Source organism: Pantoea cypripedii (genome assembly GCF_002095535.1).
Taxonomy (GTDB): domain Bacteria; phylum Pseudomonadota; class Gammaproteobacteria; order Enterobacterales; family Enterobacteriaceae; genus Pantoea; species Pantoea cypripedii.
Window position 1 is genome coordinate 421,043 of the sequence record NZ_MLJI01000001.1, and the last position, 20,042, is coordinate 441,084.

Genomic DNA, 20,042 nt, shown 5'->3' on the forward strand with positions numbered 1-20,042 from the left:
CTATGAAAAAAACATTGAGCATTGTTGCCGCGCTTTCCGTGGCCCTGTCGGCCCAGGGGATGGCTGCCGAGAAATTTACCTTTATGACCAACTGGTATGCTCAGGCCGAGCATGGCGGTTTTTATCAGGCTCAGGCACAGAATCTGTATCGTGATGCCGGGCTGGACGTCACCATTAAGATGGGTGGGCCGCAGGTGCACACCATGCAGCTGATGGCGGCGGGCCAGGCGGACTGCATCATCAGCGATAACATGCAGGCGCTGGAATCCTGGCAGCAGGGCGTGGAAGCGGTGCCGGTTGCTACCACCTTCCAGCATTCGGCGATTGTGTTTATCACCCACCCGGATGTGAAAAATCAGGCTGATTTGCAGGGGAAAACCTTCCTGCTGGCCGCCGAAGCGTACACCTCCTACTGGCCGTGGGCACAGAGCGCGCTCAACCTGAAAAACGCCCATGTGCGTCCGTATACCTTCAGCGTGCAGCCGTTCCTCGCGGATAAAACCCTGGTACAGCAGGGCTACGTAACCTCCGAACCTTTCGCGGTGCAGAAAGCCGGGGCGCAGGCCAACGTCTACCCGATCAGCGACTGGGGCTACCCGCCGTACGGCAACAGCATCGTGTGCATGAAATCGACCATCGAGAAACGTCCGCAGGCGGTCGCGGCCTTTGTTAAGGCTTCAATGCAGGGCTGGAAAAACTACCTGGAGAATCCGGCAGCGGGCAACGCGCTGATTAAGAAAGAAAACCCGCAGATGACCGACGAACAGATCGCCTTCGGTATCGCCCAGATGAAGAAGTATCAGATGCTGACCGGCGGTGATGCACAGACCGGGGGTATCGGCATTATGACCGTGCCGCGCCTGAAGCAAACCTGGCAGCTGCTGGTGGATAACAAGCTGATCGATCCGGCCAAAGTCCCGTTTGATGGCAGCTACACCCTGAAATTCATTCAAGATGTGAAGGTTATGCCATGAATGCCGCCAGCCGACTGACTCTGATGAGCAATGATGCGCAAGCGGTGCCGCTGCATGCGGCACCTCCGGCGATTGAAGTGCTCTCTGCCGAGAAAATTTACCCGAACGGTACACGCGCGCTGCTGCCAGTGGACCTGACGATTCGCCAGGGCGAGTTTGTCTCGCTGCTCGGTCCGTCTGGCTGTGGCAAAAGTACCTTACTGAAAATGATCGCCGGTTTGATTGAACCGAGCGATGGCAAACTGATGCTGTTCCGTCGCGATCGCCGGGAAAAACAGCGGGATTTGCCGTTATCGTTCGTGTTTCAGGAAGCGACATTGATGCCGTGGAGCAGCGTGCACAAGAACGTGCGCCTGCCGCTCGATCTGGCCGGTGTGCCGCGTGCTGAAGCGGACACCCGCGTGCGGGAAATCCTTGAACTGGTCGGTCTCGGCCAGTTTGGGCATGTGCTGCCGCGTGAGTTGTCCGGCGGGATGCAGATGCGTGTCTCGATTGCCCGTGGGCTGGTGACGCGCCCGAAAGTGCTGCTGATGGATGAACCTTTCGGCGCACTGGATGAGATCACCCGTAACAAGCTGGATAGCGATCTGCTGCAACTGTGGCAGGAGCAGAAGCTGACCGTGGTGTTTGTTACCCACTCGATTCAGGAAGCGGTGTTTTTATCGCAGCGCGTGATCATGATGGCAGCCCGCCCAGGGCGCGTGGTGGATGACATCAGCATTGATGCGCCGTTCCCGCGTGATGACGAGTTCCGCGTCAGCCAGCAGTTCACCCAATATGCGCAGCAGTTGCAGCGCGGCCTGTTCGCCGCCAGTCAGGAGAGCAAATCATGAAAAAGCCGTTAGCCGCGCAGCGTCAGTTTCAGCAGTGGCTGTTTCCGGCGCTGGTCGCCATCGCCCTGTTGCTGCTGTGGCAGTTTCTGGTCACTACGTTGAAGATCCCGGCCTTTCTGGTGCCGTCACCGCTGGTGGTAGCGCAAAGCCTGGTGCAGAACTTCCCGACGTTGTTTATGTCGCTGCTGTATACCCTGAAGATCACCGTGATCTCCTTTGTGGTGGCGATTGTGATCGGATCGATCGTGGCGTTCCTGCTGGTGCAGAACCGCTTTATCGAAACCGCGCTGTTCCCGTATATCGTGTTTTTGCAGGTGACACCGATTGTCGCTATCGCACCGTTGATCATCATCTGGGTGAAAGACACCACCATGTCGCTGGTGGTCTGTGCCACGCTGATGGCGGTGTTCCCGATTATTTCCAACACCACTCAGGGCCTGCGTAGCGTCTCGCCGGGTTTGCTGAGTTATTTCAAACTTAACCATGCCTCGCGTTTGCAGATTTTGCTGCGCCTGCGCATTCCCTCGGCTCTGCCGTACTTCTTCGGTGCACTGCGGATCTCCAGCGGTTTGTCGCTGATTGGCGCGGTGGTGGCGGAGTTTGTTGCTGGCACCGGCGGCACCGATACCGGGCTGGCCTACCAGATTTTGCAGGCGGGTTATCAGCTCAATATTCCGCTGATGTTTGCCGCGCTGCTGCTGATTTCTCTGGCCGGGTTCCTGCTGTTTGCTGTGATGTCCTGGCTGACGCGCCGTGTGCTGGCCGCCTGGCATGAGAGTGAACTTAGCCCGACCTGATACCTCAACTACAGGAAATGAAGATGTCTGATTCCGATCGTCAGTCTGCACTGGCGGCGCTGGTTGCGGCGTTGCCTGAACTCGACTGGATTAAAGAAGCGCCGAAGGTGAAACGCCTGTCGCGTGATTTTCACTGGTTCAGCCCGGTGCTGAAACCGCAGCTGGAAGAGAAGTTTGCTGAGCTGGCTGTGCGCCCGCGTGATGAACAGGAGCTGGCAGCGGTGGTGGCAGCCTGTGCTGCCCATCGTATCCCACTTAACCTGCGCGGTGGCGGCACCGGCAACTACGGCCAGCTGATCCCGCTGGATGGCGGGTTGATGGTCGATATGACCAAACTGAATGCGGTGGTGAGTATGGGGCAGGGCACGGTGCGTGCGCAGGCCGGGATTCGCCTTGGCGACCTGGAAGCGCATACCCGTCCGCTCGGCTGGGAGCTGCGTTGTATGCCGTCCACCTGGAAGCTGGCGACCCTCGGCGGCCTGTTTGGTGGTGGCTTTGGCGGCGTGGGCTCCATCAATTATGGTCCGCTGGCGGCACCCGGCAACGTGCTGGCGGTGAAGATGATGACCATGGAAGAGACGCCGCGTATTTTGACGCTGGAAGCGCCCGATGCGCTGCTACTGCATCATGCCTATGGCAGCAACGGCATTGTGCTGGAGATTGAGCTGGCACTGGCTCCGCGTCATGACTGGATCGAACGCCTTGATACCTTTGCCAGTTTCCCGGCGGCGATGGCGTTTGCCGATGCGCTGGCGAAATCGCCAGGGCTGGTGAAGCGTCAGATTGCGGTGATGGCTGCACCGGTGCTGGATTATTTTACCGATCTGGCCGAGGCCGACGTGGCAGGGCAGCATGGCGTGATTTCTGTGGTAGGCGTGGAGAGCGACCGTCTGCTGCCGTCGTTGCTGGCCCAGCATGGTGGACGCAGCGCGCTGCATTTTGCCGAGGGCGAGAATCCCGGCCATTCGCTGATTGAATATTGCTGGAACCACACCACCTTGCAGGCGTTGAAGGTGGATAAGACCCTGACCTATCTGCAAACCGCTTACGCAGCGGACAATTATTATCAGCAGGCGCTGGCCATGGAAGCGCAGCTGTCTGATGAAGTGATGTCGCATATTGAGTTTCTGCGCGATATGAATGGCACCCTGACCTGCAGCGGATTGCCGCTGGTGCGATATAGCGATGAAGATCGTCTGAACGCCATCATGGATATTTATCGTGATAACGGGGTGAAAATTAATAACCCGCACGTCATTCATATTGAAGATGGCAAACAAGGGATGGTGCGTGCCGATGTTGTGGCTATGAAACGTGCCTGCGATCCGTATAATTTACTTAATCCCGGCAAATTACGTGGCTGGGAAGTGCGCGAAACATTGCCGGATGTGAAAATAACCGGTGTAAATAATTAATCGATAATAAGACTTTTTTGTGGCAAAGCTCACCACCGACGGTACATTTATTGTCCGTTTGGCGAAGCTTTGCTCTTTTTAAAAAGTGACGAGGCTTGGGACTATGCAATTAAAAACACTGAGTGGTGCGTGTCTTGCTGCGCTGTTTTTCCCTCTGGCTCCCGCTGCACTGGCGGCGACACAGAGCAATATCAGCGATTGTCAGTATGGTGCGAGTGGCGTAAATAGCTTCACCGATATATTTACCTGCGGTACCGTGAGCGGCAGTCTGCGTACGCTTTATTATTCAACACACAACGCTTATTTCTCCAAAGGCTTTAATCAGGACACCGTGAGTTACGGTGGTAGCCTGAAATATGAAACCGCGCCATTCTATGGTTTTCGTGCCGGTGTGAGTGGTATTTTTCTGCGCGGTATCGATCATCCTGACGAAGCGCACACCATCAGCGATATTGGTGATAATCAAACCAACTTTGGTGAAGCTTATTTAAGCTGGCAACAGGATAACTTTAAAATAACGGCCGGTGATCAACGAATCAATATTCCTTTCGTTGGCGATTACGACTGGCGTATTACCCCCATCCTGTTCCGCGGTATCGACACCAATTACGGTGACAGCACTAACTTCCTGCATGCGACTAAAATCTGGCGTTATAAGCCGTGGGGTGATGATCAGTTCCTGAATACCACCGCTTATACCGATGTGGAAGAACGCACCAACGGTATGTGGGCGTTGGGTGGCGGTCGCGGTACGCAGTGGGACAATAAGAAGCTGACCGGGCAGCTGTGGTATCAGGAATACGCCGACTATACGCGTCTGGTGTATGCTGAGAGCCATCTGCAATGGCAGGATACCTTGTTCCAGCCGGATGTGGGATTACAGTTTATTCGCGGCACCAGCGCAGGCAAGGCTCTGGCCGGTGAAGTGAATAGCACCTCATACGGTGCGCAGCTGGCGCTGACGTTTACTCCGGCACTGAGCTGGAAACTGGGCTATGACCATATCGCTGCCAGCGGCAATAGCTGGAATAACGGCTCGCTGGTGACGCCTTATGCGCACAATACTTCCTCCGGACCTTATTTTGCTCAGCCGTTCTTCACCAGTACTCAGGATCTTGGCAGCGGCAACGCCTATATGACCAACCTGAACTACGTGATGAATGAAAGCCTGTCGCTGGGTACGCAGTATTCCTTTATGGACCTGAAACCGTCACCGGCTTCGGCCAGCATCAACCAGTCGGAATATCTGGTTTATTTCACCTGGAGCTTCAGTGGTGTGCTGAAGGGCCTGAGCCTGACCGATTTCGCCGGGGTGCAGACATCACCGTTGTATGATTCTCACTTCTGGCAGAACCGTTTAAGCCTGGAATACGATTTCTAACCCTGCCAGGGAGGCCTTCCGGCCTCCCTTGTTTATTGCGCGGTGCATGGAATTGCGCGATAAATCGCGCCGCTACGGGTTGGTGCCGGTATTATTTCACGGGGTGTTTACAAGGAAACGTAAATAATTCCATGTTGATTTACTGAGTAAAAACTACTTATTGATGCTTTTAAACTGTAGCCTGACTCACATTATACTAATGAATAGTTATTTAATTTAAGGTGGGCCTTTACTCGCGATAATATCACGAATAGTCTTTTGTTATTCGTGCTGAAGGGTAAACAAGGAGTGTTTATGAGTGGTTCTCATAATTATCATTTGCAGGCAATGATTAAATTCTGGGAGGTAAGCAGTGAGCCATGGGGGGCTAAAGATAGAAATTCAAAGTTTATTTATGCGAATAAACGCTATCATGAGCTACTCTCGCTACCATATGGCTTTAATGTTGAAGGTCGATATGACGGAGAATTACCCGCTTCAACGGCTGAGTTTCAAAATGAGTTTCAGGCCCATGATCGTAAGGTTGAAAAATTATTGGATAGAGTTACTTCAATAGAGATACACCCTTTTGAGCAGAATCATTATCTCCAGCCGTGGTATTTTGATAAGTATCCTTTAATGGACAGTCATGGTGTCTGTATAGGAACTATCTTTCATGGCAGACCAGTGGAAATGATTACGTTAACACGACTGGACAAAATTAAAATCCCCTCGTCTCTGGTGTTTACTCCGCCATCTGATTTCTTTTTAAAAAGAGAATGGGAGATCGTATTTTACTTATTACAAGGGTTTTCAGCGAAAGATATTTCTGCTCACCTCCATATATCACATCGCACAGTGACTAACCATATCCAAAATGTTTATCAAAAAGCCAATGTTAGCTCAAGAAGGGGATTGATAGAGTTCTGCTATGAAAATAACATATCTAATTATATTCCGGATAGGTTTTTTCAAAACGCCAGAATCTCTATCAATTTAACAGGATTTCTTAGGAAATACTGTCAAAACCCGTTCGATCATATGTCAGATGTGATGGTGGGCATAAAAATATTAATTCTACGCGCGTATGAGCGACCAGCTGATGCGCGGTATTTGCGGAGATACAAAACGTACTGCCCCGCCTGAAGGTCGTTTCGGTGATATGACCTAAACTCCCCTCATTGACTTCGGCAGTAAAAATAGCACCCTCACCAGAAAGGATGATATACCACTCTTCACCTTCGTGGTGGCAATGGCAGCCAACCTTATTTCCTGCTTCGATCACCGTGGCATAAAGATCCTGATCCGTACCATTGATCAGGTTTTGAATTGAAATTCCAACAGAATTATCCTTGATTGCATCATCGGTATGAAAATCTGAGAATAAGATCACATTAATACTCCTTTATAAAATAAGTATTCCATACTCTGTCCATTTGATACCCGTCAATATCATAATGATCTATGATTATCGAGTTAAGTATTGCATAGATTAATGTTCTTCTGTCAATTTTAAATTAAAAAACTTCCCATTATGCTGGAGATAAAAGAATGGACTCAAATCAACCCTTATCCGACTGGCACCGGGAAGATATACTCGCCGCAATCAGAAAGAAGAAAAAATCAATGGCTGCGCTATCACGGGAATTTGGTCTTTCTTCGGGGACATTAATCAATACGCTAAACCGTCCATGGCTGCGCGGAGAACGTATAATTGCGGGTGCGATCGGCGTAAAAGCCGAAGAAATCTGGCCGAGTCGTTACCAATTAAGAAAGCAAAAGTCGTGACGTCGTCTTTTAATTAATACCTCACACGACTACTAAACCCGGAAGACAACAGCAGGCTGCCCGCCATTAATCCGATATCTTCATTTTCCGGGGTATTGAGATCCTCCAGAAAATGCGTGGCCCACCAATGGCAATCCTGCTGATGAATACCTTTCATCAGCCGGGCATGGCGATTTTGCCGTTCGCTGAGCGGAATACGCAGCGCAGTATGAATGGCATCGGCAATGGCATCGGGATCGTAAGGATTGACGATCAGTGCGCCATCCATATGTTCTGCGGCTCCGGCAAACTGCGACAGGATCAGCACGCCAGGATTGGCGGGATCCTGCACCGCAACATACATCTTCGCCATCAGACTCATACCCGCCATCAGCGGCGTGACCAGTGCGACGCGAGACGCGCGGTAGATACCGGCCTGCTCCTCCCGGCTATAGGATTTGGTCAGATAACTGATCGGGCACCATTCCAGCGTACCCTGTACACCATTCATTTCACCGCACAGATTCTCCAGTTCATGACTCAACTCAGCCGTGCGCGGTGTGTAGCCAGCAGCCGGAGAAGCCAGTTGTAGCAACATCATATTTCCCGTGTAATCCGGGTGATGGCGCAGTAACACCTCAATGGCGCTGATGCGGTAAGGCAGACCGGCGCTGTCATCAAGATGGCCGCCGCTCAGGATGGTGTTTTCCGGCAGGGTTGCCCGACATTGTTCTTCCATATAACGGCAACTGTTACTTGCCAGCAGACAGTGCGCATCTTCCAAATCGATACCCACCGGATACACCCCGGTGCTGATAATCTGCCCGTGAATGCGTATGCGCGTGGCGCTCAGGCGTTCGCAGCGGAATGTGCTTTCGACCCACAACAGAAAATTGTTCATATCCTGGCTGGTCTGAAAACCAATCAGATCGCAACACAATAACGACTCAGCCAGCCATGACCAGTCAGGAATGGCGGAAAACCCCGCGCCTGCCGGGAAGGGTTGATGGAAAAACAAGCCGATGCGATTTGTCAGCCCGGCAGTGCGTAGCATTTTCACGCTCGGTATCAGGTGGTAATCCTGGACCCAGATAACATCATCGGGCATGGCGTATTCGGCGATTGCTCTGGCATAGCTTTCGTTGAGTTTCCGATACTGGCTCAAATCGTCCTGATTAAAACGTGCCAGGTCAGGTCGCTGATGAAACATCGGCCACAGCCCCTGATGAACATAATGATGGTAGCCCTGTTCCACTTCACCCCGACTCAGCGGGAAGCTGAGGGTGTCAAATTTATGGCCGTGGCGAAAATTCAGCGGGTGAGGTGTCTCTGATGAAATGGCCTGAGTTTTTCCGTCCCAACTAATCCACAACCCGCCACGGCGTGACAGGATGCTTTCATACAGCGCGGATAAGGTCGAAGCCCGTGACAGATTGTGCGAAACCAGAATGAAGCCTGACATAGCATTTTCCCTTTGATCACCATGAAAACCATTTCCATTGATTTAAGCGTTCTGCATATAAAAAAGGCGTAAAAAAACGACGGACAGGTATAAAAATCAGGCAAAAACGGGCCTTACTCTCCACTTCGTTAGTCAGGGGCAGCAGCTATAATTGCTTCATCCAGTGGTTGGCAAACTGGCTATCTGACGCGTGTGATAACCCTCTGAAAGGATGCATTCCTTATGGCTTCAACAAAGCAATCTCTTCCGGCTGGCATGCTGGCGGCAGCAGGCATTGTGTTTGGTGATATCGGCACCAGCCCGCTTTATACGTTGCGGGAATGCCTTTCAATTTTGCCCGATGGCAGTCCGACACCAGCAGCGGTGATGGGGTTTCTGTCACTGATCTTTTGGGCACTGACGTTGATCGTCACCGTGAAATACGTTTGCTTTGTGATGCGCGCCGATCATGACGGTGAGGGCGGGATCCTGACGCTGATGTCACTGGCGCGTCAGCATGTCACCGGTCGCGCCGGATATTTTATTGTGCTGGCGGGGTTGATCGGCAGTGCATTCTTTTATGGTGACGGCGTGATTACGCCTGCCATTTCGGTCATGTCGGCGATTGAAGGGATTGAGGTGGTTGCACCTGGGCTGGATCACCTGATTGTTCCGCTTTCAGTGATCATCCTGACCTTGCTGTTTATTATTCAGAAACACGGCACCGAGCGGGTGAGCCTGGTATTTGGTCCGGTGATGCTGGTGTGGTTTCTGACCCTTGCGGTGCTGGGTATACGCGGCATCATGATGAACCCCGGCGTGTTGCAGGCGTTGAATCCACTCTTTGCGCTGGAATTTCTCAACAGCCATAAGGCGCTTTCCTTTGCCGCGCTGGGCATGGTAGTGCTGGCGGTGACCGGGGCTGAAGCCTTGTATGCGGATATGGGCCATCTGGGAAAAACACCGATTCGTCTGGCATGGCTGGTTATTGCCATGCCCGCGCTGGTGCTGAACTACTTCGGCCAGGGGGCGCTGGTGCTGGCGGACGCCGACGCGGTGCGTAATCCTTTTTACCTGCTGGCTCCCGACTGGGCGCAGATCCCACTGATTGTGCTGGCGACCTTATCGACGGTGATCGCCGCGCAATCGGTCATTTCCGGTGTTTATACCCTGACGCATCAGGCCATCCGGCAAGGATTCCTGCCACCGGTGCGCATCGTCTATACCTCATCAACGGAGTCCGGGCAGATTTATATCCCGGTCGCGAACTGGCTGCTGTTCGCGGCAGTGACGGTGATTATTATCTCTTTTCGCCAATCTTCGGCGCTGTCGTCGGCATACGGTATCGTGGTCACGGGAACCATGGTGCTGACAGCTTGTCTTGCAAGCGTGGTTGCCTTTAAAAACTGGCGCTGGCCGCGGGCGGTGGCACTGGTGTTCCTCGTTTGTATGCTGATCATCGATGTCCCGTTGTTCAGTGCCAATCTCATGAAACTGCTGTCTGGCGGCTGGGTGCCCGTGTTACTGGCGATGACGATGCTGGTCCTGATGCTGATCTGGAGTAGTGAGCGCTCACTGTTGATCCGTCGTCTGGCGGATGACCCGATAGGACTGAAAGCTATGATCAGTTCGCTGGAAGCAAATCCGCCGAAACGGGTGGAAGGTACTGCTGTCTTCCTGTCACGCAAGGAATATGAAATTCCCCAGGCGTTGCTCCACAACCTTAAACATAACCGCGTGCTGCATGCACGGACGGTACTTTTGCATATCCGGACCATCGATACGCCAAGGGTGCATAACCAGAAACGGATCAGCATCCAGCAACTTTCGCCTTCGTTCTGGCAGGTGACAGCGGCCTATGGCTGGCATGAAGTGCCGTCGATGCAGGAGATCCTGCATTTATGTGGACTGGAAGGGTTCGGTTGTACCTTGCAGGAAGCGTCGTTTTTTACCTCACACGATACGCTGGTGATGAAGAAACGAAATGGCCTGGCGCGGGCGAAAGGGGCGATTTTCCATTTCTTTCAACGTAATGCCTTGCGGGCACATGAACAATTTATGATTCCACCCAATAGGGTGATTGAGTTGGGCGGGCAAAAGGAGTTCTAAGCTGAACCTAGACGGTTCTTAAATCTAAAGCAGATATCCATGCCGAACAGACTAACCAAAGGTATAGTTTTACAACCTTTGGTTAGCTGTCGGGGACATTATGGTTATCACTCATTTCTTACATCTGCGCGAATTACTGCAAATACTTTTCGTTATTATCTGTGTGATTTTAAAGCATTTTTCTCACCGTAATTTGTGGGCGAAAATTGTACTGGCCTGCATGATCTATGCCGCTGAGGCACTGATATTAATTCTCTTTAACCAGACCTAGTTTCGGCCTGCTGGATTAACCAGCGTTGTCGTGAACGGCGGTCGGAACTCAATACGGTGTCGCTTTAACGCTGGTTCTCGCTTCCTGCCATTCCTGATAAAGCGTCGCCATATCCACCCACTGCAACCATTTTGCCGGGTGCAGTAAAAATTCATCGGCGACGGCATTGCGTAGCGCTTCGGCAGTAAACCCGACAAAGCCCAGTAGCCCGAGTCCGATGCTGACGCTTTCGTACAGGCAGTTACCATCATAACGGGTGTCAATGGTCCTGCCATCAAGGCCGACAGGCCAGTAATGTGCTGATGCATCACTCCCGGTGGATGTTCCCGACAGGGTGGTATCCCGCTGCAAAACGAGGCTTAAATAGATTTCGTTTAACTGAGGTTCTTCACTGGCACGTATTTCCTGGGCATTGATGCTGCCATCGGCGCGAAACTCGTTAACCACAAACACGATGCCGGACGGCATTATCCCGGAGGCCAGCAACATATTGAGAGCATCATCCGCGAGCTGGTTATTGAAACTTCCTGACTGGCGTAACAGGAAATGACTCATCTCCTGGATCTGCTGAACGGAAGGCTCCCAACCGGAAGCTGGGGGGACAGCAGCCATATTGAAATGAATGGCGGCAGGTCGTGGGGTTATCACGCTATTCAAATCGACCGGTGAAGAGATATGGGAGGGAAGGGGTGTTATCAGCCGGTTGATATCACCGGGAGCCAGTGTTTCGAAGGGAGCTGGCGTGGGAATCGGGGTCAGATTATTGAAATCAAGTAATGAAGGCACCGGTGAGACAGCCACAGGCGCAGGGATAAGGAAATTATCGGCGTCTCTGACGCGCCCCGAAACTTTTATACCCAGCTCATGCAGGGTGCGTATATCTAAACAGGTCAGTACGCTGATATCGCTCAGTGGCAATCGCGGGTACAGCTTATGCAGGCGTCCGGCGTATTCATGGAGGGTTTCCATTTTCTTCCGTGGGGTGATTTTCTTTATCCTGGCACCTTCCTTCGACAGCGATTGATATTCTGGCCGATAGCGCAGCCTGCGTTCGTCTTCTCCTGTCAGCAGGCTGATATCACGGTAGGATGGTTTAGGCTTTAAGCTGAGTAGTCGGCGGGCGTAATCTTCCGTTGATTCGGCAGTGCCTCGCGGAGTGCTGACATGGATTTGCTTCCCGAGGTCTGACAGCGTTTGAAACGCAGGTATTTTCTTCAATGCCTGCAAACTTAATTTTGTCAGCCGACAAATCGCCCTTTGGGGGATATTGGGAATCAGTTGCTGCAAACGCACGGCATAGTCTTCAGGAGCCTCTTCCGGCTGCCAGGTGTGCTGAAAAATGGTCGTCCAAACGAGCCTGGGGAATTTTTTTAATTTTTTAGCCTGTTATTCGCCTCCAGCAAATGGTGGCTGGCAGCGTGGGTCTTAACTGGACGCGGTTGAGGTAAGCGCGGGACGGGGGCCGTCTTTTTTCGTCGCATGGCTTTCTTATTTGAATCAACAATATCCCTGAATTCCGGCCTTTTGCGCAGGGCTGATCCTGATGCTTTGGTGATGCTACTTAGCTCGGGGATGGTTAACCCCGGATGATCTTTATGCAGCCGCACCGCCCAATCCATCGGTGTTTCCTTATCCTGTTGCGGCGTTGCCTTACCCGCTTCTTTAGCCGTGTCGGTCAGCGGGATAAATTCAGGCCACTGCCGCAAATTTTGTTCGCTCACGCCAACCACAACGCAAATTTCAGTGGGTTTCAGATGTGGATGCCCGGTAAGCAGACGTACCGCGTAGGCATGGTTGCTCTCGCCATCCTGACGGCGTGTGGTTTGCTGCGCGATTTCAGCCGCAGGCGTCAGTTCCTTAAATTCCGGTCTTTGCCGCAGATTCGGTTCGCTCATACCGGAGATATAACTGATATCGTCAAGAGTCAGGTCGGGGTTAGCCCGAAACAGGCGTATGGCACATTGCAGCGGCGATTCATCATCGCGGCGGAATTGGGTTGCGAAAGCTCTCTGGCCCGCTTCCGATAGTGTTTTGAATTCTGCTCTTTGCCTTAGATCGTTTTCATCCATCCTGGCGATAGCACTCAGTTCATGAGGTGTCAGGCGTGGGTAAAGTGTGTGCAGGCGGCGGGCGTACTCCAGCGGGGTTTCATCCTTAAGCTGCCGGGTCAGTTGCATCGCGCTGGTGGCTGCTTTGGTGAAACTTTTAAACATCCACAACTTGCGCAACCGCCGGATATCCATCCCTGCCAGCACGCAGAAATCATCTTCACACAGGTCGGGATAGAGCGGATAAATGCGCCGGACGTAAGCTGGACCTGATTCATTTTCTTGCTGTGGCGTGGCTGCCTGCGCTTCCTCCCCTTCTGGTGACAGGATTTTAAACTCCGGCCGATAGCGCAAATCCTGTGCGCTCACCCCGGAGAGCATGCTGATATCGCGCTGTAATAAATCAGGGTTTTGCATCAGCCGCAGAACATAGTGACTATCGGATTCATTAAGTTGTCGGCGGGTGGTGATTTTGGCAATCTCACCGGCCGATGACAGGGGGTGATGACGCTTTTTTGCTCGCGCAATTTGTTGCCTGCCATTATCGCTAAGGACTGCCATCAGCGCCGGCATCCCCCCTGGCTCATGTGCTGCGCGATAAAGCAGGGTTTCAGCCGGAGTGAGTGATTCCGCCAGCGTGGTGTTCTGCAACTGATGGGTGATCCTTTCATTAATGGTCGTCAGCACTTTTTTAGCTTTTCCCACATTTTCCAGCTTCTTCGTTAACCTGTGCTTCATCGCCACGATTTTGGGGTGCTTTGCGGAATGTTGCCGCTGATCGGGGGTGAGCACTCTGCTTGCAGCATCAGGCCGATGGATACGGGGTTTCACCGCCTGGCGCGGCTGGTGTTTGAAGGTTACCTGCGGTTGCAATGGGGGATCGTTTTCACGGTTGCTGCCTGATGAAGGCCCCTTGCCTGGCTCACGCGGTTGCAGAGATACCGGGAGCTGCCAGCAGGAAGAGACAGCGTTAAAGGGCAGGGTGAGGGGATGGGGGACTGCATGGGAAAACCGAATCGTTCCGGTACTGGAGTAAGGCACAATAATGTTGTTATCCGACATGGAGATCGCTTTTGCTGGATTGGGTTAGAGCAAGTGAGGTTTATAGATGCCTGATAACCAATGATTTGATAATCATTAAAAAGGGATTTTTCCCTGATATTTAAATGAGGCTGCGCCTGGCTTGCAGAGATGTCAGGAGAGGGCGCTTAAAAGCAAAAGGCCGCCATGTGGCGACCTTTTCCAGTGATTCTCAATACAACTATCTGTTATTTGTACAGTTCTGCAGTCATGTGCACACGGTTATTGGTGTTCGCTTCGGTGATTTTGTATTGAGCACCTTGTTGCGCTGCCTGAGCAGCGATTTTGGCTTCAGCGCCATCCAGGGTTGAGGCGGAAGCGGTGATGCTCTGCGCGAAGCTACCGAAAGAAATCAGTGACAGGGCGGCAACTGCAACGAAAGTTTTGATGGATTTCATGGTCATTTCCTCAGAGATAATTTTTAGTGGGTGGGGTGTCGTGCCCCGATGTGAGAGAGAATAGACCTGTCGCCCGATGGATAAAAGCTGAGCGTTTTGCTCAAATAATTCAAAAAAATTGACTAAGAATTGCACGGGTTTGCTCTGTGCGGTATCCGGCGGTGTGCACCGGCACAACATTGCGCGATAAATCGCGCCGCTACGGCTCCGTGCGGTTATTGGCCTGGTCGGCATTAAGGTACAACTGGGCACACAGGCGTAGGGTGCGAATTTATTCACACCAGGGATTGACGCTCAAGACGGTAGCGACGGTGTTATGCGATGTTGACACCTGGCCCCAATGCGCATGAATTGCAGCGGCACAATTTGCTGAATTTTGCATTTCAGTGCTATCGAGCCGAATGACGTTTGTTCAGGCAATAAGGTGGCAATGTTACCAGGAAGTTATATTTGTTGTTAATAATGGATCGAAAGGTTGGCAATGTAGCTTATGTGATAATCCAAATGTCGGTTGTTTTGTGAATTTCATGTTTTTATATTGGCTGTGACGTTATTATTAATGGCGGGAATTATTATTTTTTTAAAGCCAAATTGATTGTTGTTTCTCTCTTCATTTTCCCATCTTGCGGGATTCCCTATGCGATGATATCGTTGTAATAAATTGATTTAAATCAATTTTTTGTTTAACGAATTGTTATAATTGAGCGAGATGGAAGCATCAGTTTTAGCGATTTATTTTCTTTTGGTTACAGTTCGTTGATTGATTGCGGCCATTTTTCTTTCTTGTGAATGAATATAATGTGGCGGGCAACAAAAATATGGATTACCCACATTTTTCTTGACAATATCCGGGTGGGGAGGAATATACTGAGCCTCATTCGGACTACACAGAACCTATATTGGGCTTTTATGACAATATATGCGTCTCGAAACCTGGGTACATCTCTAATAAGTAAATTTCAGCAGTAGCAGTAATTTGCTTATTGTCGGGTACTGTTAGCGCTTAGTTAATAAGCTTCGTCAGCAAACGCGTCTTAGTCAGCATGGTTTATCACCAGGCTACAAAGTCACGGCTATGCTTTCGAACATTATCCTGTTTCAGTCGTTTCTGTCAGGGGAATGTGCTAGCGGTAAGTCACCGACGTGAGGCATACGATGGTGCGGCACCTGTTTCTACTCTCCCTGTCTCGACTCTTATCATTTCACCTGCCAGGTAAGAGGAAGGGCGCCCGGTTGTCGCTGGCTAATACGGTCACTTAATAGAAAAGAAGATAGTCATGTTAAGTAATGATCTCACATCGCTGATTACGCGCATCGACTTTGCGCTAATCTCTTCAATACATATCATTTATCCACCGCTGACCATTGGTCTGGCTGCGCTTCTGTTCATTTCTGAACTGATGTGGGTCAGAAAAAATGACGAGAAGTGGTATCGGTTGTGTCGTTTTTTCGAAAAGCTGTTCATTGTTAACTTTGGTGCCGGTGTGGCCACCGGTGTCACGATGGAAATGGCTTTTGGTATCCTTTATGGTCGTTTTTCCCAGGCTGCCGGACCCTTTTTCGGTCAGGTGCTGGGCTATGAGACCATCACCGCCTTTATGTATGAAGCGGGCTTCATTGGATTGATGATTTTTGGCTGGGGCAAGATTAGCCGTGGCATGCATCTGTTCGCTACCTTCAACGTTGCCGTTTCCTCAACGCTGTCAGCGATGTGGATTCTGGTGGCTAACTCCTGGATGCAAACGCCTACCGGAGTCGAATATACGGATGGCATCTTCCATGTGACTGACTGGATGGCCGCGCTGTTCAATCCGAACGCCCGTACCGCCTTCCCGCATATGCTGCTCGCCAGCTTTGAGCTGTCGCTCACCTTCGTGGTCGCGACCTGTGCCTGGTTCGTGCTGAAGCGTCGTAATGTTGACCTGTTCCTGCGACCGTTGAAGTATTCACTGGTTTTGCTGGCCATCGTCGCTGCCACCCAGATCTGGATGGGCGATATGCTGGGCGAAGAAACCCTGGAGCATAAACCTGCTGCGCTGGCCGCGATGGAAGGGCATTACGACACCTATGATGCCGACGGTAACGTCAACAGCGCCTGGCATATCCTCGGTTGGCCGAATGCCGAAGGGACGGGGCTGGCATGGTCGATTTCTATCCCTCATGCATTGAGCCTGATTGAAACCAAAACCTGGAACGGTCCGGTCCGTGGCCTGAACAGCTTCCCGAAAGATGAACAGCCGCCGGTGGTGCTGCCGTTCTATGCCTTCCGCGCCATGAGCGCTGCGGGTGGTGCCATCCTGCTGGTGAGTCTGTGGGGTATCTGGTTGATGTGCCGTCGCCGTATGACGGTCGAATTGGCTCCACGTAACACTGTGTTCCTGTTTATCGCTGTGGCGATGGTGGTGCTGCCTTATATCGCGGTGATCGCCGGTTGGTGGACGCGTGAAATCGGTCGTCAGCCGTGGATCGTCAACGGCCTGATGCGCACCGAGGACGGTATGAGTGCCATGACGCTGGGTCTGGCTATCTTCTGGTTTGTCGGCTTTGCCATCTTCGAGTCGGCGGTGATCGCCGGTACGATCTGGTTTATGGCGAAGGTGGTTCGTATCGGACCTGACTTAACCAGCAAGCTGCCAGGTGAAGGACATGATCACCTCGGCCAGCTCGACCTGCCGCCAGACGGTGGTCACGCTGACCATCCTGAATACGTTCGCCCGGTCTGATACGGAGAAGACACCCATGGATATGCTTACTCATACTCAGCAGTTCCTGACCATCGCCTGGTGGTTGGCGTTTGGCATCAGCGTGCTGCTGTACATTGCGCTTGATGGCGCAGACCTTGGGGCGGGGATCTTCTCGCTCTTCGTTAAAGATCATGACGAACGCGGTGCCATCATGGCCGCGATGGCCGGTACCTGGGATGCCAACGAAACCTGGCTGATCGTAGCCGGTGGCATTATGTTCGGTACCTTCCCGTTCGTGTACGGTTCGGCTTTCAGCTATCTGATGGTGCCGATGGCTCTGGTGCTGTGGGGCATTATGTCCCGTGCGGTTGCGCTGGAGTTCCGTCACCTGGCTTCCCCGTTCTGGCAGCGTTTTTCTGACCACGTATTTGGTATCGCCAGCCTGGCGGTCACCTTCTTCGGTGGGATGTGTGTGGGTGCGGTGTTGCAGGGCTTTGCACTGGATACCCCGGCGCATGGCGTGCCGCATTACGCGGGTGGGGCGTTTAACTTTATTTCGGCTTTCTCCATCTGGACCGGTATCGCCTCCTGTGTGGCCATGACCTTTTCCGGCGTACTCTTTGTGCGTGCGCGTTTTGAAAAGTCTGAGCCTATCCGCCAGGATGCCGCTCGCTGGACCGCGACCATCTTTTGGTTAGCGATTGCTGCGGTTGTCATCACCTGGGTGTGGAGCGCTGCGATCTTTGACTGGGCGCGTGCGAAATGGTTTGGCCCGCATTTCTGGGTCTGGGGACTGTTCGGTCTGATCGCCCTGTACTGCATTGAGCAGGTGCGTCGTGACACGCTGAAGGACAAAGATGTTGCCGCGATTATGTGGTTCAACGGTGCTGCGCTGATTCTGGGCTTCGGCATGCTGATTAGCATGTTCCCATGGTTAGTTCCGGGTACCTGGACCATCTGGGCCGGTGCCAGCCCGCAGGTTTCCCTGATCACCTTTACCCTGACGATGGGTGGGTTTGTACCCGTGATGCTGATGTATAACTGGTATCAGATTTGGGTGTTCCGGGGACGCATCTCCAAACTGGTTGGCTACGGACACTAAATAAATCATGTCGGCTCGTCCTCCCCTTAGTGGAGCGGCCGCTCGCCTGGCGGAACGCTGGCTCTCCAGCCAGCGTCGCCAGGCAGGTGCGCTCTTTTCCCTGTCTGTCACCATGGCAACGCTGAATGCCATCATGATGATTGTCCAGTGCTGGTTGCTGGCATGGTTGATTGACCGGGTCGTTATCGGCGGTAAAGGATTAGCCGACCTGTTCCCGGCGCTTTGGCTGTTACCCGCCGTGATGATCCTGCGTGCAGGCCTGGATTGGCTGCGCCAGGGCTTTGCTTTTGAGACCGCTGCACGTATCCGTCAGACGTTGCGCACAACCTTACTGGAACGTATCTCAGCACTTGGCCCTGCATGGAGCCAGCAACAACGCACCGGCAGCATTGCCAGCTCGTTGGGTGAGGGTGTTGAAGCGATCGAAACCTATTTTTCCGCTTTCCTGCCGCAAAAAATCATTATCGGCATCGTCCCGCTGGCGATTCTGGCCGCGTTGTTCCCGTTTGATTGGGTCTCCGGGCTGATCATGCTGATAACGGCTCCGCTGGTGCCGCTCTTTATGATTCTGGTGGGCAAGGGGGCAGAGAAAATGAGCCTCAGGCAGTGGCATAAGCTCAGCCTGATGAGTGCGCATTTCTTTGATGTTATTTCCGGCCTGACGACGTTGCGTCAGTCCAATGCGGCCCGCAGACAGGCGGCGATCATTGCCGCGATCTCCGAAAACTATCGTCATACGACGATGAAAGTTCTGCGTGTTGCCTTTCTTTCTTCGCTGGTGCTGGAATTCTTTGCCACCATCAGTACCGCCATGGTGGCGGTGTATGTCGGCTTCCGCCTGTATTACGGCGAGATGGCTTTCCTGCCGGGCCTGTTCGCCCTGCTGCTGGCGCCTGAATTCTTTCGCCCGCTGCGCGATTTGGGTGCGCATTATCACGCGCGTATGGATGCGATTGGCGCAACCGAAGGCTTGCTGGCGATTCTGAACACCGAGCCGCCAGCACAATCAGACAGCAAGCCACTGCCTTGCGCTGTGCCGCAGGAAATTCAGCTCGAAGGTGTGGGATATCGTCACCCGGAAGGCGGGGGTATCGAAGATATCTCCTTTACGCTACGCCGGGGCGAAACGCTGGCTATTGTCGGCACCAGCGGCGCAGGCAAGACCACTCTCGCCAGGCTGCTGCTGAGGTTTATCACCCCAGCTTCAGGACGGATTCTGGTTGATGGGCATGACTTGTCAGCGCTGGATCTGCCTGAGTGGCAACAGCACATTGGCTGGTTGCCGCAACGCCCGACTTTGTTTGCCGGATCGATAGCGGACAACATTTGTCTGGCGCGTCCTGATGCCGGAAAAGAAGAACTGCTTGCCGCAGCAAAACTGGCTCAGGCTGCCAGCTTCATTGAGGCGTTACCGAACGGGTATGCTTCCCAGGTGGGTGATGGCGGCCAGGGATTATCTGGCGGACAAATCCAGCGCGTGGCGATGGCCCGCGCGGTGCTGACTGCGCCACCGCTGCTGATTCTGGATGAACCAACGGCGGCACTGGACGGCAAAACCGCACGGCAGATGATGACTGCGCTGGCCGAGGCACTGCCGGATTCGGCACGTTTGGTGATTACCCATGACACCGAAATGGCGGCGATGGCCGACCGGGTATTGGTGCTGGCAAACGGCAGGGTGATCGAATCGGGCAAACCTGAGGAGCTGTTGCAGAGTGGCGGCGTGTTCGCCGAACTCGAACGGCTACAGAAGGGAGCATAAA

At 52.7% G+C, this 20,042-nt stretch carries 15 protein-coding genes and 1 pseudogene; 11 read left to right on the forward strand and 5 right to left on the reverse strand.

The window, feature by feature from the left end:
- The first annotated feature begins 2 nt into the window (after positions 1 to 2).
- The 6 genes from HA50_RS01865 (at position 3) to HA50_RS01890 (ending at position 6,525) form a co-directional block, all read left to right on the forward strand.
- Complete coding sequence (locus HA50_RS01865; RefSeq protein ID WP_084871948.1) at positions 3 to 974, forward strand: ABC transporter substrate-binding protein; 972 nt, start codon at positions 3 to 5, stop codon at positions 972 to 974.
- Positions 971 to 1,807 carry an ABC transporter ATP-binding protein gene (locus tag HA50_RS01870; RefSeq protein ID WP_084871949.1) on the forward strand — a complete coding sequence of 279 codons (837 nt, stop codon included), beginning with the start codon at positions 971 to 973 and terminating at the stop codon, positions 1,805 to 1,807. Before HA50_RS01865 ends, HA50_RS01870 begins: the two co-directional genes overlap by 4 nt.
- Positions 1,804 to 2,604 carry an ABC transporter permease gene (locus HA50_RS01875; protein ID WP_084871950.1) on the forward strand — a complete coding sequence of 267 codons (801 nt, stop codon included), beginning with the start codon at positions 1,804 to 1,806 and terminating at the stop codon, positions 2,602 to 2,604. Before HA50_RS01870 ends, HA50_RS01875 begins: the two co-directional genes overlap by 4 nt.
- A gap of 23 nt (positions 2,605 to 2,627) precedes the next feature.
- Positions 2,628 to 4,019 carry an FAD-binding oxidoreductase gene (locus HA50_RS01880; protein WP_084871951.1) on the forward strand — a complete coding sequence of 464 codons (1,392 nt, stop codon included), beginning with the start codon at positions 2,628 to 2,630 and terminating at the stop codon, positions 4,017 to 4,019.
- 103 nt (positions 4,020 to 4,122) lie between these two features.
- Positions 4,123 to 5,400, forward strand: coding sequence for an OprD family outer membrane porin (locus HA50_RS01885; protein WP_084871952.1), 1,278 nt, complete (start codon positions 4,123 to 4,125; stop codon positions 5,398 to 5,400).
- A 327-nt stretch (positions 5,401 to 5,727) separates the two neighbouring features.
- Positions 5,728 to 6,525, forward strand: coding sequence for a helix-turn-helix transcriptional regulator (locus tag HA50_RS01890; protein WP_338117367.1), 798 nt, complete (start codon positions 5,728 to 5,730; stop codon positions 6,523 to 6,525).
- Here HA50_RS01890 and HA50_RS32060 read toward each other — a convergent pair.
- Positions 6,500 to 6,772, reverse strand: a pseudogene (locus HA50_RS32060) (hypothetical protein); the annotation flags it as partial. The gene HA50_RS01890 and the pseudogene HA50_RS32060 sit on opposite strands and share 26 nt — an antisense overlap.
- Positions 6,773 to 6,930: 158 nt before the next feature.
- Between HA50_RS32060 and HA50_RS01900 the strand changes: the two are divergent.
- Positions 6,931 to 7,167 carry a helix-turn-helix domain-containing protein gene (locus HA50_RS01900; RefSeq protein ID WP_084871956.1) on the forward strand — a complete coding sequence of 79 codons (237 nt, stop codon included), beginning with the start codon at positions 6,931 to 6,933 and terminating at the stop codon, positions 7,165 to 7,167.
- 13 nt (positions 7,168 to 7,180) lie between these two features.
- Here HA50_RS01900 and HA50_RS01905 read toward each other — a convergent pair whose 3' ends face one another.
- Positions 7,181 to 8,608, reverse strand: coding sequence for an alpha,alpha-trehalose-phosphate synthase (UDP-forming) (locus HA50_RS01905; RefSeq protein WP_084871958.1), 1,428 nt, complete (start codon positions 8,606 to 8,608; stop codon positions 7,181 to 7,183).
- A gap of 222 nt (positions 8,609 to 8,830) precedes the next feature.
- Between HA50_RS01905 and kup the strand changes: the two genes are divergently transcribed.
- Positions 8,831 to 10,696: a low affinity potassium transporter Kup gene (kup, locus tag HA50_RS01910; protein ID WP_084871960.1), complete on the forward strand. Its 1,866-nt coding sequence runs from the start codon at positions 8,831 to 8,833 to the stop codon at positions 10,694 to 10,696.
- 319 nt (positions 10,697 to 11,015) lie between these two features.
- On the opposite strand, the gene HA50_RS01915 is transcribed toward kup, so the two are convergent.
- The 3 genes from HA50_RS01915 to HA50_RS01925 form a co-directional block, all read right to left on the reverse strand.
- Positions 11,016 to 11,936 (reverse strand): OTU domain-containing protein, encoded by a 921-nt coding sequence (locus tag HA50_RS01915; RefSeq protein ID WP_084871962.1) that lies wholly within the window; start codon positions 11,934 to 11,936, stop codon positions 11,016 to 11,018.
- A gap of 401 nt (positions 11,937 to 12,337) precedes the next feature.
- The gene (locus HA50_RS01920) at positions 12,338 to 14,077 is read right to left on the reverse strand and encodes a hypothetical protein (protein WP_084871964.1); all 1,740 of its coding nucleotides are present in this window, start codon (positions 14,075 to 14,077) and stop codon (positions 12,338 to 12,340) included.
- 206 nt (positions 14,078 to 14,283) lie between these two features.
- Positions 14,284 to 14,493: a YdgH/BhsA/McbA-like domain containing protein gene (locus HA50_RS01925; RefSeq protein ID WP_013512655.1), complete on the reverse strand. Its 210-nt coding sequence runs from the start codon at positions 14,491 to 14,493 to the stop codon at positions 14,284 to 14,286.
- Between the two features lie 1,277 nt (positions 14,494 to 15,770).
- Between HA50_RS01925 and HA50_RS01930 the strand changes: the two genes are divergently transcribed.
- From HA50_RS01930 to cydD, 3 genes are read left to right on the forward strand one after another with little or no spacing between them, the layout of a single operon-like run.
- Positions 15,771 to 17,216, forward strand: a complete 1,446-nt coding sequence (locus HA50_RS01930; RefSeq protein WP_084871967.1) for a cytochrome ubiquinol oxidase subunit I — start codon at positions 15,771 to 15,773, stop codon at positions 17,214 to 17,216.
- 16 nt (positions 17,217 to 17,232) lie between these two features.
- Positions 17,233 to 18,279, forward strand: coding sequence for a cytochrome d ubiquinol oxidase subunit II (locus HA50_RS01935; protein ID WP_084871970.1), 1,047 nt, complete (start codon positions 17,233 to 17,235; stop codon positions 18,277 to 18,279).
- Between the two features lie 7 nt (positions 18,280 to 18,286).
- Positions 18,287 to 20,041 carry a thiol reductant ABC exporter subunit CydD gene (cydD, locus tag HA50_RS01940; RefSeq protein ID WP_084871972.1) on the forward strand — a complete coding sequence of 585 codons (1,755 nt, stop codon included), beginning with the start codon at positions 18,287 to 18,289 and terminating at the stop codon, positions 20,039 to 20,041.
- Position 20,042 lies beyond the last annotated feature (1 nt).

What these genes read in the sequence shown, in the direction of transcription:
- HA50_RS01915 (WP_084871962.1), bottom strand. Translation starts at nt 11,936, where the DNA reads ATGGAAACCCTCCATGAATACGCCGGACGCCTGCATAAGCTGTACCCG.
- HA50_RS01890 (WP_338117367.1), top strand. Translation starts at nt 5,728, where the DNA reads ATGATTAAATTCTGGGAGGTAAGCAGTGAGCCATGGGGGGCTAAAGAT.
- HA50_RS01925 (WP_013512655.1), bottom strand. Translation starts at nt 14,493, where the DNA reads ATGAAATCCATCAAAACTTTCGTTGCAGTTGCCGCCCTGTCACTGATT.
- HA50_RS01875 (WP_084871950.1), top strand. Translation starts at nt 1,804, where the DNA reads ATGAAAAAGCCGTTAGCCGCGCAGCGTCAGTTTCAGCAGTGGCTGTTT.
- HA50_RS01930 (WP_084871967.1), top strand. Translation starts at nt 15,771, where the DNA reads ATGTTAAGTAATGATCTCACATCGCTGATTACGCGCATCGACTTTGCG.
- HA50_RS01885 (WP_084871952.1), top strand. Translation starts at nt 4,123, where the DNA reads ATGCAATTAAAAACACTGAGTGGTGCGTGTCTTGCTGCGCTGTTTTTC.
- HA50_RS01905 (WP_084871958.1), bottom strand. Translation starts at nt 8,608, where the DNA reads ATGTCAGGCTTCATTCTGGTTTCGCACAATCTGTCACGGGCTTCGACC.
- HA50_RS01920 (WP_084871964.1), bottom strand. Translation starts at nt 14,077, where the DNA reads ATGTCGGATAACAACATTATTGTGCCTTACTCCAGTACCGGAACGATT.
- HA50_RS01935 (WP_084871970.1), top strand. Translation starts at nt 17,233, where the DNA reads ATGGATATGCTTACTCATACTCAGCAGTTCCTGACCATCGCCTGGTGG.
- HA50_RS01880 (WP_084871951.1), top strand. Translation starts at nt 2,628, where the DNA reads ATGTCTGATTCCGATCGTCAGTCTGCACTGGCGGCGCTGGTTGCGGCG.
- HA50_RS01870 (WP_084871949.1), top strand. Translation starts at nt 971, where the DNA reads ATGAATGCCGCCAGCCGACTGACTCTGATGAGCAATGATGCGCAAGCG.
- HA50_RS01865 (WP_084871948.1), top strand. Translation starts at nt 3, where the DNA reads ATGAAAAAAACATTGAGCATTGTTGCCGCGCTTTCCGTGGCCCTGTCG.
- kup (WP_084871960.1), top strand. Translation starts at nt 8,831, where the DNA reads ATGGCTTCAACAAAGCAATCTCTTCCGGCTGGCATGCTGGCGGCAGCA.
- HA50_RS01900 (WP_084871956.1), top strand. Translation starts at nt 6,931, where the DNA reads ATGGACTCAAATCAACCCTTATCCGACTGGCACCGGGAAGATATACTC.
- cydD (WP_084871972.1), top strand. Translation starts at nt 18,287, where the DNA reads ATGTCGGCTCGTCCTCCCCTTAGTGGAGCGGCCGCTCGCCTGGCGGAA.